General features: G+C 65.0%; 8 protein-coding genes and 1 pseudogene. 8 read left to right on the forward strand and 1 reads right to left on the reverse strand.

The window, feature by feature from the left end; genetic code table 11:
* The first annotated feature begins 12 nt into the window (after positions 1–12).
* From aspS to AB3X99_RS00450, 8 genes and pseudogenes are all read left to right on the forward strand, one after another.
* Positions 13–1,818: an aspartate--tRNA ligase gene (gene aspS / locus AB3X99_RS00415; protein WP_069262905.1), complete on the forward strand. Its 1,806-nt coding sequence runs from the start codon at positions 13–15 to the stop codon at positions 1,816–1,818.
* A gap of 148 nt (positions 1,819–1,966) precedes the next feature.
* Positions 1,967–2,443 carry a dihydroneopterin triphosphate diphosphatase gene (gene nudB / locus AB3X99_RS00420; protein ID WP_342948410.1) on the forward strand — a complete coding sequence of 159 codons (477 nt, stop codon included), beginning with the start codon at positions 1,967–1,969 and terminating at the stop codon, positions 2,441–2,443.
* A 103-nt stretch (positions 2,444–2,546) separates the two neighbouring features.
* Positions 2,547–3,839 (forward strand): annotated as a pseudogene (locus AB3X99_RS00425) (phosphatidylserine/phosphatidylglycerophosphate/cardiolipin synthase family protein); the annotation flags it as partial.
* 241 nt (positions 3,840–4,080) lie between these two features.
* Positions 4,081–4,680 carry a TetR/AcrR family transcriptional regulator gene (locus tag AB3X99_RS00430; protein WP_028206015.1) on the forward strand — a complete coding sequence of 200 codons (600 nt, stop codon included), beginning with the start codon at positions 4,081–4,083 and terminating at the stop codon, positions 4,678–4,680.
* Between the two features lie 69 nt (positions 4,681–4,749).
* Complete coding sequence (locus AB3X99_RS00435; RefSeq protein ID WP_069262903.1) at positions 4,750–6,537, forward strand: acyl-CoA dehydrogenase C-terminal domain-containing protein; 1,788 nt, start codon at positions 4,750–4,752, stop codon at positions 6,535–6,537.
* A 129-nt stretch (positions 6,538–6,666) separates the two neighbouring features.
* Entirely contained in the window at positions 6,667–9,108 is a 2,442-nt protein-coding gene (locus AB3X99_RS00440; RefSeq protein ID WP_368615882.1) for a 3-hydroxyacyl-CoA dehydrogenase/enoyl-CoA hydratase family protein, read from the forward strand.
* Between the two features lie 34 nt (positions 9,109–9,142).
* Positions 9,143–10,342: an acetyl-CoA C-acyltransferase gene (locus AB3X99_RS00445; protein WP_069262901.1), complete on the forward strand. Its 1,200-nt coding sequence runs from the start codon at positions 9,143–9,145 to the stop codon at positions 10,340–10,342.
* A 103-nt stretch (positions 10,343–10,445) separates the two neighbouring features.
* Positions 10,446–11,216 carry an enoyl-CoA hydratase gene (locus AB3X99_RS00450; protein ID WP_368605552.1) on the forward strand — a complete coding sequence of 257 codons (771 nt, stop codon included), beginning with the start codon at positions 10,446–10,448 and terminating at the stop codon, positions 11,214–11,216.
* A 14-nt stretch (positions 11,217–11,230) separates the two neighbouring features.
* Here AB3X99_RS00450 and fdhD read toward each other — a convergent pair whose 3' ends face one another.
* On the reverse strand, positions 11,231–12,088 hold the full coding sequence (gene fdhD / locus AB3X99_RS00455) for a formate dehydrogenase accessory sulfurtransferase FdhD (RefSeq protein ID WP_368615883.1): 858 nt from the start codon (positions 12,086–12,088) through the stop codon (positions 11,231–11,233).
* Between the last annotated feature and the right edge of the window lie 171 nt (positions 12,089–12,259).

A 12,259-nucleotide genomic window follows, 5' to 3' on the forward strand; every position in this document is an offset into this window, starting at 1 on the left:
AAGACGAACATCATGTCGATGAGATCTGAATACTGCGGTCTGGTGACCGAACAGCTGCTGGGCCAAACTGTTTCGCTGTGCGGATGGGTGCAGCGCCGCCGCGACCATGGCGGCGTCATCTTCATCGACCTGCGCGACCGCGAGGGCCTCGTTCAGGTCGTGTGCGACCCGGACCGCGCGGAGATGTTCAAGATCGCCGAAGGCGTGCGCAACGAGTTCTGCGTGCAGGTCAAGGGTCTCGTTCGCAATCGTCCGGAAGGCACGGTCAACGCGAACCTCACGAGCGGCAAGATCGAAGTGCTGTGCCACGAAATCGTGGTGCTCAACGCGTCGGTCACGCCGCCGTTCCAGCTCGACGACGACAACCTCTCGGAAACCACGCGCCTCACGCATCGCGTGCTCGACCTGCGCCGTCCGCAGATGCAGCACAACCTGCGTTTGCGCTACCGCGTGACGATGGCCGTGCGCAAGTATCTCGACGCGCTCGGCTTCATCGACATCGAAACGCCGATGCTCACGAAGAGCACGCCGGAAGGCGCGCGCGACTACCTCGTGCCGTCGCGCGTAAACGCGGGCCAGTTCTTCGCGCTGCCGCAGTCGCCGCAGCTCTTCAAGCAGCTCCTGATGGTGGCGAACTTCGATCGCTACTACCAGATCGTCAAGTGCTTCCGCGACGAAGACCTGCGCGCCGACCGTCAGCCCGAATTCACGCAGATCGACTGCGAAACGTCGTTCCTCGGCGAGCAGGAAATCCGCGACCTGTTCGAAGACATGGCGCGTCACGTGTTCAAGGAAACGATCGACGTCGAGCTCGACGCGAAGTTCCCGATCATGCCGTATGCGGAAGCCATGAGCCGCTTCGGTTCGGACAAGCCGGACCTGCGCGTGAAGCTCGAATTCACCGAGTTGACCGACGCCATGAAGGACGTCGACTTCAAGGTGTTCAGCGCACCGGCCAACACGAAGGACGGCCGCGTCGCGGCGCTGCGCGTGCCGAAGGGCGGCGAGCTGTCGCGCGGCGACATCGACGGCTACACGGAATTCGTGCGTATCTACGGCGCGAAGGGTCTCGCGTGGATCAAGGTCAACGAAGCCGCGAAGGGCCGTGACGGTCTGCAAAGTCCGATCGTCAAGAACCTGCACGACGCCGCGATCGCCGCGATCCTCGAGCGCACCGGCGCGCAAGACGGCGACATCATTTTCTTCGCGGCAGACCGCGCGAAGGTCGTGAACGACAGCCTCGGTGCACTGCGCCTGAAGATCGGCCACTCGGAGTTCGGCCGTGCCAACGGCCTCGTCGAGAAGGGCTGGAAGCCGCTGTGGGTGATCGACTTCCCGATGTTCGAGTACGACGAGGAAGAAAACCGCTACGTGGCCGCGCACCACCCGTTCACGAGCCCGAAGGACGAGCACCTGGAATACCTCGAAACGGATCCGGGCCGCTGCCTCGCCAAGGCTTACGACATGGTGCTCAACGGCTGGGAAATCGGCGGCGGCTCGGTGCGTATCTATCAGGAAGACGTACAGAGCAAGGTGTTCCGCGCGCTCAAGATCAATGCGGAAGAAGCGCGCGCGAAGTTCGGCTTCCTCCTCGACGCGCTGCAATACGGCGCGCCGCCGCACGGCGGTATCGCGTTCGGTCTGGACCGCATCGTCACGATGATGGCCGGCGCCGATTCGATTCGCGACGTGATCGCGTTCCCGAAGACGCAACGCGCGCAGGACCTGCTTACGCAGGCCCCGAGCCCGGTGGACGAGCGCCAGCTGCGCGAACTGCACATCCGTCTGCGTCAGCCCGAGCAGAAGACGGCGCAGTAAGCCGCCCTCCTGCTGCGAAGGCCCGTCAGGGCTTTTGCATCGCAACAACAAAAAAGGCGCATCGTGCGCCTTTTTCGCTTTTTGCGTTAAATTACCTTTAGACGCGCCGCAAGCGCGCAGCGCGCGTTCCTCCCCACGCTCCATCACCATGCAGAAGCCGCCGAAGATTCCGGAATCCGTACTCGTCGTCATCCATACGCCGCAACTGGAGGTCCTGATCATCGAACGCGCCGACCGGCCGGGTTTCTGGCAGTCGGTCACCGGCTCGAAAGATCGTCCAGGCGAGCCATTCGCCGAAACCGCCGTGCGCGAGGTGGGCGAGGAGACGGGTATTGCGGTGGGCGCCGGGAACGTTCCGCAGGCGGCGCTGCTCGACTGGCATCACGAGATCGAGTACGAAATCTATCCCGTTTGGCGCCATCGCTATGCGCCCGGCGTCACGCGCAACACCGAGCACTGGTTCAGCCTGGAAGTGCCAACGGGCACAGTCGTCACGCTCGCGCCGCGCGAGCATACGGCTTATCTGTGGCTGCCTTACGAGCAGGCGGCGGCGAAGTGCTTCTCGTGGTCGAACCGCGAAGCCATTCTGCAACTGCCCATGCGGCTACGCGAAGGGCGTGGGTGAACGCGACATGAGCGAAACCAGTACCGATCCCGGCATTGAATCGCAGCGCGTGGTGCGGCTACGCGAGGCGCTGCTTGGCCGGCGCTATCGTTCGCGCTATCGCTTCACGAGCGGCAACGACGTGCGCCTGTTCGGCTCGAGCGCCGGTCTGTTCGGCGCGATGATCGAGCGCATCGACGCCGCCGAGCGGGACGTCGCGCTCGAAACCTATATCTTCTGCGACGACGACATTGGCCGCGCGCTCTCCGATGCGCTCATGCGCGCGGCGTCGCGCGGCGTGCGCGTGCGCGTCATCACCGACGGCATCGGCTCGCCACGCATCGCGCTGTTCGAGACCTGGCCGGGCGGGGGGGTGGAGCACCGCGTCTACAACCCGCATATCTTCGGGCGCTTCGGTTTTTCGCGCACGCACCGCAAGCTCGCCGTGATCGACGACCAGTTCGCCTTCTGCGGCGGCATCAACGTGATCGACGATTTCGAGCAGGACGGCCACAGGCTGCCCTACGCGCGCTGGGATTTCGCCGTCGAGCTGTACGGTCCCGTGGTCGTGGACGTGCGCCTTGCGATCGAGCAGCAGTGGCGGCGTATCCGGCTCGGCTACCGGCCGCCGCTGCCCCAGCAACTCTCGCCCGGCGTGCCCGCGAGCGCGGGTTTCATGTCGCCGCATCCCACCGGCCACACGGTGGGGCGCCCCACGCAGATCGTCGACGACGCGCTGCGCGCGCTTGCACCCACTGTTAGCTCGCCGCGGGCGAAACGCTTCTTCACGCGTCTGCGCGAGCGCCTGCGCGCGAGCGTGCGCGACCCGCGCGCGGCGCAGGTGCCCTGCGTGGCGTTCGTCGCGCGCGACAACGTGGTGAACCGGCGTGCGATCGAAAAGGCTTATCTCGACGCCATCGGCGAGGCGCGCAAGGAAGTGCTGCTCGCCAATCCGTATTTCATGCCGGGCCGGCGGCTGCGTCGCGCGCTCGTGAGCGCCGCGGAGCGCGGCGTGGCGGTCAAGCTTCTGGTCGGACGAAAGGAATTCAAGGTACTCGACTACGGGGTGCCGTTCCTCTATCACCAGCTTCTCAGCGCGGGCGTGCAGATTGCGGAGTACGAGAAAACGATGCTCCACGGCAAGGTGGCCGTCGTCGATTCGAGCTGGGGCACCGTGGGTTCCTCGAACCTAGACGCGCTCAGCCTCGTGCTCAATAACGAGGCCAACGTGCTGCTCGTGCAGCATCCGCAGATCGAACAGCTGCGCTGCGAGATCCTCGCGGCGTTCGGCGACGCCGCACAGATCGACCGTGCGCGCTACGAGGCGCGGCCGTGGCACGTACGCGCCGTGAACTGGCTCGCCTGGGCGTTCTATCGTGCGCTCATGAAGCTCATCACCGTGGGCGGCTACGACTAGAAACAGAAAGCTGCCATACGAATCCCCGCTCGTGCAATCGAGAGAATGTCGGCTTGCGCGCGGCGCCCGAACCCCGAAAATTAGAGTACCGGTTAGAAATCGGTTTCTAATAAAGTCCTTGTTTCGCGGACGGCCGTCCTCAACAATAGTACGGCCGTTCGATTTAATTCAGCCGAGATGTAAGCAGTTAATGAGCAGTTGACAGCGACATCGCGGCCACATCGTTACGGTAAAGAAAGCTATGCGAAAAGGCGAACAGACACGAGCCGCCATTCTGGATGCAGCACTCGACCTCGCAGGTCGCGATGGCCTTGAAGGCTTGACCATCGGCCTGCTCGCCGAGCGCATGCAGATGAGCAAGAGTGGCGTCTTCGCTCACTTCGGGTCTCGGGAAGACCTGCAGGTCGAGGTGGTGCGCGAGTACCACCGTCGATTCGAGGAAGAAGTCTTCTTTCCGAGTTTGCGCGAGCCACGCGGTTTGCCGCGTCTGCGTGCGATGCTGTCGCGATGGTTCGAGAAGCGCATTCACGAAGTCACGACCGGCTGCATCTACATCAGCGGCGCCGTCGAGTACGACGACCGCGCGGACAGCCAGGTGCGCGAGACGCTGGTCGCGAGCGTGTCGATGTGGCGCGCGGCGCTCCTGAGGGCCATTTCGCAGGCAATCGAAGAAGGCCATTTGCGCAAGGAGACCGATCCCGCGCTGATGCTCTTCGAACTGTATAGCGTGACGCTCGGCCTGCATCATGACGGCCGCTTCCTGCATCTGCCGGACGCGGTCGAGCATACGTGGGCTGCGTTCGAGAAGCTGATTGTTTCGTATCAGAGCGAGACCCAGTAGCGCCCGGCCGCAACATCGAAGTCGCGGCGGCGCGCGAGGGACCCGAAGCTCAAATTTTGGAGAGAAGACATGGGACAGTACACCGCGCCGCTGCGCGACATGCAGTTCGTTCTGCACGAACTGCTGAACGTGGAAGGCGAAGTGAAGCAGATGCCGAAGCACGCCGACCTCGACGCCGACACCATCAACCAGGTGCTCGAAGAAGCCGGAAAATTCTGCTCCGAGGTGCTGTTTCCGCTGAACCAGGTCGGCGACCGTGAAGGCTGCACGTACGCCGGCGACGGCGTCGTCACCACGCCTGCTGGTTTCAAGGAAGCGTACAAGCAATACGTCGAAGCGGGCTGGCCCGCGCTCGGCTGCGATCCCGAATACGGCGGCCAGGGCCTCCCCGCGTTCGTGAACAACGCGCTCTACGAAATGCTGAACTCGGCGAACCAGGCGTGGACCATGTATCCGGGTCTCTCGCATGGCGCCTACGAGTGTCTGCATGCACACGGCACGCCCGAGCTCCAGAAGGCTTATCTGCCGAAGCTCGTCGAAGGCGTATGGACCGGCACGATGTGCCTGACCGAGCCGCACTGCGGCACCGACCTCGGCATCCTGCGCACGAAGGCCGAGCCGAACGGCGACGGCTCGTACGCGATCACCGGCACGAAGATTTTCATCTCGAGCGGTGAGCACGACATGGCCGAGAACATCATCCACCTCGTGCTCGCTCGACTGCCCGATGCGCCGCCGGGAACCAAGGGCATCTCGCTGTTCGTCGTGCCGAAGTTCATCCCCACGGCAGCGGGCGAAGTGGGCGAGCGCAACGGCATCAAATGCGGCTCGATCGAACACAAGATGGGCATTCACGGCAACGCGACCTGCGTGATGAATCTCGACGGCGCGAAGGGCTGGCTCGTCGGCGAACCGAACAAGGGCTTGAACGCCATGTTCGTGATGATGAACGCGGCGCGTCTGGGCGTCGGCATGCAAGGTCTCGGCCTCACCGAAGTCGCGTACCAGAACTCGCTCGTCTATGCGAAGGAGCGCCTGCAGATGCGCTCGCTGACGGGCCCGAAGGCGCCCGAAAAGGCCGCTGACCCGATCATCGTGCATCCGGACGTGCGCCGCATGCTGCTCACGCAGAAGGCCTGGGCCGAAGGCGCGCGCGCCTTCACGTACTGGTCCGCGCTGCAGATCGACAAGGAGCTCTCGCACGGCGACGAAGGCGAGCGCAAGGAAGCGGCCGACCTCGTCGCGCTGCTCACGCCGATCATCAAGGCCTTCCTCACCGACAACGCGTTCGAGAGCACCAACCTCGGCATGCAGGTGTTCGGCGGCCACGGCTTCATCTCCGAGTGGGGCATGGAGCAGTACGTGCGCGACGCGCGTATCAACCAGATCTACGAAGGCACGAACACGATCCAGTCGCTCGACCTGCTGGGCCGCAAGGTGCTGGGCGATATGGGCGCGAAGCTCAAGAAGTTCGGCAAGCTCGTGACGGATTTCGTCGAAGCCGAAGGCGTCAAGCCGGAAATGCAGGAGTTCGTGAATCCGCTCGCCGACATCGGCGACAAGATGCAGAAGCTCACGATGGAAATCGGCATGAAGGCGATGCAGAACCCGGACGAAGTGGGCGCGGCCGCGGTGCCGTATCTGCGCACGGCGGGCCACCTCGTGTTCGCCTACTTCTGGGCACGCATGGCGCGCATCGCGCTCGACAAGGAAAGCTCGGGCGATCCGTTCTACAAGTCGAAGCTGGCCACGGCGCGTTTCTATTTCGCGAAGCTGTTGCCCGAAACGGCCACGTCGATCCGCCAGGCGCGCGCGGGTTCGAAGACGCTGATGGAAGTCGACGAAGCGCTGTTCTAAAAGCCAACGGGCGCGCGCTTTTCAAAGGCGCGCGCGCCGTCAACACGATGTCCGGAGGCGGCCCACGTTGAAACGCGCCGCCCTCACACCTCAATCCGCTCGACATTGCATACCCGCTGGAGGAACAACGTGAGCAACCTCAATATTCGCAAGGTGGCCGTGCTCGGCGCCGGCGTGATGGGCGCGCAGATCGCCGCGCACCTGATCAACGCCCGCGTGCCCGTGCTGCTGTTCGATTTGCCCGCGAAAGAAGGCCCGAAGAACGCCATCGCGCTGAAGGCGATCGAGACGCTCAAGAAGCTCTCGCCCGCGCCCTTCGGCATGAAGGACGACGCGCAATACATCACGCCCGCGAACTACGAAGACGACATCGCAAAGCTCGCGGAATGCGACGTGGTGATCGAGGCGATCGCCGAGCGCATGGACTGGAAGCACGACCTCTACAAGAAGGTCGCGCCGCACCTCGGCCCGAACGCGATTTTCGCGACCAACACCTCGGGCCTGTCGATCACCGAACTCTCGCATGGCTTCGACGATGCGTTGAAGGCGCGCTTCTGCGGCGTGCACTTCTTCAACCCGCCGCGCTACATGCACCTCGTCGAGCTGATCCCGACGACGCAAACGAAGCCCGAAATCCTCGACCAGCTCGAATCGTTCCTCACGAGCGTGGTAGGCAAGGGCGTGGTGCGCGCGAAGGACACGCCCAACTTCATCGCGAACCGCGTGGGCGTGTTCTCGATCCTCGCGGTGATCGCCGAGGCGAAGAAGTTCGGTCTGCGTTTCGACGAAGTCGATGACCTCACGGGCGCGCGCCTTGGCCGCGCGAAGTCGGCGACGTTCCGCACCGCGGACGTCGTGGGTCTCGACACGATGGCGCACGTCATCAAGACGATGCAGGACAACCTGAAGGACGACCCGTTCTTCCCTGTGTATGAGACGCCGGCCGTGCTCGCGGGTCTCGTGGCGAAGGGCGCGCTCGGCCAGAAGACGGGCGGCGGCTTCTATCGCAAGGAAGGCAAGGCGATCAAGGTGCTCGACGCCAACACGGGCGAGTACGTCGACGGCGGCGGCAAGGCCGACGAACTGGTGGGCCGCATCCTCAAGCGCCCGCCCGCTGAGCGTCTGAAGCTGCTGCGCGAAACGCAGCATCCGCAGGCGCAGTTCCTGTGGTCGATCTTCCGCGACGTGTTCCACTACATCGGCGTGCATCTGCAGTCGATCGCCGACAACGCGCGCGACGTCGATCTCGCGATCCGCTGGGGCTTCGGCTGGAACGAAGGTCCGTTCGAAGGCTGGCAGGCCGCGGGCTGGAAACAGGTCGCAGAGTGGGTGAAGGAAGACATCGATGCAGGCAAGGCGCTGTCGAATGCACCGCTGCCCGCCTGGGTGTTCGAAGGCGCGGTCGCCGCGAACGGCGGCGTGCACGGCGCGGAAGGTTCGTGGTCGCCCGCTGAAGCGCGCTTCGTGCCGCGCTCGACGCTGCCGGTGTACGAGCGTCAGGTGTTCCGTGCGGCGCTGTTCGGTGAAACGAGCGCACGCGATCCGAAGACCTACGGCAAGACGCTGTTCGAGAACGACAACCTGCGCGCCTGGGTGGACGACCGCGCGGGCGAGGACGACGTCGTCATCGTCTCGTACAAGAGCAAGATGAACACGATGGGCCCGGGCCTGCTCGACTCGCTCGTGAAGGCCATCGACATCGCGGAAGACGGCTACAAGGGCCTCGTGATCTGGCAACCGACGTCGTTCAAGCTCGGCGCGCCGGGCGGCCCGTTCTCGGCAGGCGCGAACCTCGAAGAGGCGATGCCCGCGTTCATGATGGGCGGGGCGAAGGGCATCGAGCCGTTCGTGAAGAAGTTCCAGGACACGATGCTGCGCGTGAAGTACGCGAACGTGCCGGTGATCACGGCGGTGTCGGGCATCGCGCTCGGCGGCGGCTGCGAAATCATGCTGCAAAGCGCGAAGCGCGTGGCGCATGTCGAGAGCTATGTCGGCCTCGTGGAAGTGGGCGTGGGTCTCGTGCCCGCGGGCGGCGGCCTGAAGGAAGCGGCGATTCGTGCAGCCGAAGGCGCAGCGGCGATCGGCGCGGCCCCGAGCGATCTGCTCCGGTTCCTGCAGAAGTCGTTCGAAAACGCGGCGATGGCGAAGGTTTCGGCCTCGGCGCACGAAGCCCGCGCAATGGGCTATCTGAAGCCGTCGGACACGATCGTCTTCAACGTGTTCGAACTGCTCGACACGGCGAAGAAGGAAGCGCGCGCACTCTCCGCTGCGGGCTACCGCCCGCCGCTGCGCGCCACGCAGATTCCGGTGGCGGGCCGCTCGGCGATCTCGACCATCAAGGCATCGCTCGTGAACATGCGCGACGGCCGCTTCATCAGCGATCACGACTTCCTGATCGCGAGCCGCATCGCGGAAGCGGTGTGCGGCGGCGACGTCGAGGCGGGCAGTCTCGTCGACGAAGAATGGCTGCTCAAGCTCGAGCGCCGCGCCTTCGTCGATCTGCTCGGCACGCAGAAGACGCAGGAACGCATCATGGGCATGCTGCAAACCGGCAAGCCGGTGCGCAACTAAGCGGCACGACGCACACCAGATACTGGAGTAAGAGATGAGCAAACAGTTGCAGGACGCATACATCGTCGCCGCGAGCCGCACGCCCATCGGCAAGGCGCCGCGCGGCGTGTTCAGGAATACCCGCCCGGACGAGCTGCTGGTTCACGCGATCAGGTCGGCCGTGGCGCAGGTGCCCGGCCTCGACACGAGCGTGATCGAAGACGCCATCGTCGGCTGCGCGATTCCCGAAGCCGAGCAGGGCCTGAACGTGGCGCGTATCGGCGCGCTGCTCGCGGGTCTGCCGCAAAGCGTGGGCGGCGTGACCGTCAACCGCTTCTGCGCATCGGGCCTCACGGCGCTCGCCATGGCCGCGGACCGCATCCGCGTGGGCGAGTCCGACGCGATGATCGCGGGCGGCTGCGAGTCGATGAGCATGGTGCCGATGATGGGCAACAAGCCGTCGCTTTCGCCGCATATCTTCGATCGCAATGAAGACGTCGGCATCGCCTACGGCATGGGCCTCACGGCCGAGAAAGTGGCGGAGCGCTGGAAGGTGAGCCGCGAGGCGCAGGACGCGTTCTCGGTCGAATCGCATCGCCGCGCGCTCGCCGCGCAGCAGGCCGGCGAGTTCAAGGACGAAATCGCGCCGTACACGATCGTCGAGCGTTCCCCCGATCTCGCGTCGGGCGAAGTGAAGGTGAAGGAGCGCCTGATCGAGCTGGACGAAGGCCCGCGTGCGGATACCACGCTCGAAGGCCTCGCGAAGCTGCGCGCGGTGTTCGCCAACAAGGGCTCGGTCACGGCCGGCAACAGCTCGCAGACGTCGGACGGCGCGGGCGCGTTGATCGTCGTCTCCGAGAAGATCCTCAAGCAGTTCAACCTCACGCCGCTCGCGCGTTTCGTGAGCTTCGCGGTGCGCGGCGTGCCGCCGGAGATCATGGGCATCGGTCCGAAGGAAGCGATTCCGGCGGCGCTGAAGGCTGCGGGCCTGAAGCAGGACGATCTCGACTGGATCGAACTGAACGAGGCGTTCGCCGCGCAGTCGCTGGCGGTGATCCAGGACCTCGGCCTCGATCCTGCGAAGATCAACCCGCTTGGCGGCGCGATTGCGCTGGGCCACCCGCTCGGCGCGACGGGCGCGATCCGCGCCTCGACGGTCGTCCACGGCCTGCGCCGCCGCAACTACAAGTACGGCATGGTGACGATGTGCGTCGGCACCGGCATGGGTGCGGCGGGCATCATCGAGCGGCTGTAAGCGTTCATCTGATTAGCGCATTGGCGTTATCGACACGGTTCGCAGACTTCGCGGTCTGCGGACCGTTTTTCGTATCACGATTGGGATGCGAGGAGACAGGTTTATGAGCAACGAAATTTTGGTAGCACACGAAAACGGCGTGCTCACGATCACCATCGACCGGCCCGCGCGCAAGAACGCGCTGACGCCCGCGATGTATCAGGCGATGGCCGACACGCTCAACGGCGCGAACAAGGACACCTCGGTGCGCGCGGCGCTGCTGCGCGGCCACGCCGAGATCTTTACGGCCGGTAACGACATCGAAGACTTTCTGAAGGGGCCGCCCGCGGGCGCCGATTCGCCCGTGATCCGCTTTCTCGATGCCATCGCGGCGTTCGAAAAACCGCTCGTCGCCGCGGTGAAGGGGCCGGCGATCGGCGTGGGCACGACGCTGCTCCTGCATTGCGACATGGTCTATGCCGCCGACAACGCGCGTTTCGCTGTGCCGTTCTCGCAACTCGGGCTGTGCCCCGAAGCGGCTTCGTCGCTGCTGCTGCCGCGCATTGCGGGCCACCAGGGCGCGGCGGAAAAGCTGCTGCTCGGCGAGACCTTCGACGCGGCGGAAGCGCATCGCATGGGCTTCGTGAATCGCGTGCTGCCGGCGGCCGAACTCGACGCGTTCGTTAGCGCGCAACTGGCGAAGCTCGTGGCGCTGCCCGCGTCGTCGCTGCGCGTGACGAAGTCGCTCATGAAGCGCGCGGACACGCACGAGGTCAAGACGCGCATGAGCGAAGAGTTCGTGCACTTCGGCAAGATGCTGCTCGCGCCCGAAGCGCGCGAGGCGTTCACGGCTTTCCTCGAAAAGCGCAAGCCGGATTTCCGGCAGTTCGATTAAGCGCTAACGGTGCTTCAGGCCGTTTCGTAATCGACGTACCCGGACTCGCGGCAAAAGCTCACGAGCCGCAGTCCGGCGCGCCTGGCGATGGCGATGGCAAGCGAGGAGGGCGCCGAGATCGTCGCGACCATCGGAATGCCCACCCGCGCGGCCTTGCGCACCAGTTCGTAGCTCGCGCGGCTCGAGAGGAAGACGAAGCCCTGCTGCGTGTCGGCGCGCTCCATCACGAGCTGGCCGATGAGCTTGTCGAGCGCGTTATGGCGTCCCACGTCTTCGAAGGCGCGCAGGATCGCGCCGTTTTCGTCGCACCACGCGGCCGCGTGCAGGCCTCCGGTGAGCTTCGTGAGCGCCTGATGCCGCGGCAGTTCGCGTGCGGCGCGCGCGATGGCGTCGGGAGCCAGGCGCGCAACGAAGCCCGTATCGGGCACCCGTTCGGGCTCGAGATCGAGCAGGTCGATGCTCTCGATGCCGCACACGCCGCAGCCGCTGCGCCCGGCGAGCGCGCGGCGCTTTTCCTTGAGCTCGACGAACGCCTGTTGCACCACGGTCAAGTGGACTTCGGCGTGCGGCAGGTCCGCATCCTCGTGCCAGTACACCTCGATGTCCTGAATGTCGGCATTGCGCCCGACGATGCCTTCGGAGATCGCAAAGCCCACGGCGAACGCTTCGAGGTCGCGCGGCGTGCACATCATGACGGCGTGCGAAATGCCGTTGAAGACGAGCGCGACGGGCCATTCCTGACCCACGTGGTCCTCACGCGTTTGCACGGCGCCGCCGCGGTGCCGATGCACGCGCAATTCGATGGCGCCGGGCTGGCCTTCGGTTTCGAGGGGATGCGTCGTCGCGATCTGCGGCCGGTCTGCGGTGCTCATTGGCGTGCGGGTAGGGGGGCGAGTTGAGGGGGACAAGCGCAAAACTCCATCGGTCCTTGTGCGGCGCGGTACCGCAGCGCCGCCGGGGGACAGCGGGGCCGCGCCGCGCGCGGAAGGTTCTAAAATACCTCAAGCGGGCCGCCCGCGCTTATGCCCGCCTCGCGAGGACAC

Source organism: Paraburkholderia sp. BR10882, from assembly GCF_040948855.1.
GTDB classification, from domain to species: Bacteria; Pseudomonadota; Gammaproteobacteria; order Burkholderiales; family Burkholderiaceae; genus Paraburkholderia; species Paraburkholderia nodosa_A.

Excerpts from the sequence above, each read along its gene's own strand:
- aspS (WP_069262905.1), top strand. The coding sequence starts at position 13 with ATGTCGATGAGATCTGAATACTGCGGTCTGGTGACCGAACAGCTGCTG.
- AB3X99_RS00435 (WP_069262903.1), top strand. The coding sequence starts at position 4,750 with ATGGGACAGTACACCGCGCCGCTGCGCGACATGCAGTTCGTTCTGCAC.
- AB3X99_RS00445 (WP_069262901.1), top strand. The coding sequence starts at position 9,143 with ATGAGCAAACAGTTGCAGGACGCATACATCGTCGCCGCGAGCCGCACG.
- AB3X99_RS00430 (WP_028206015.1), top strand. The coding sequence starts at position 4,081 with ATGCGAAAAGGCGAACAGACACGAGCCGCCATTCTGGATGCAGCACTC.
- AB3X99_RS00450 (WP_368605552.1), top strand. The coding sequence starts at position 10,446 with ATGAGCAACGAAATTTTGGTAGCACACGAAAACGGCGTGCTCACGATC.
- fdhD (WP_368615883.1), bottom strand. The coding sequence starts at position 12,088 with ATGAGCACCGCAGACCGGCCGCAGATCGCGACGACGCATCCCCTCGAA.
- nudB (WP_342948410.1), top strand. The coding sequence starts at position 1,967 with ATGCAGAAGCCGCCGAAGATTCCGGAATCCGTACTCGTCGTCATCCAT.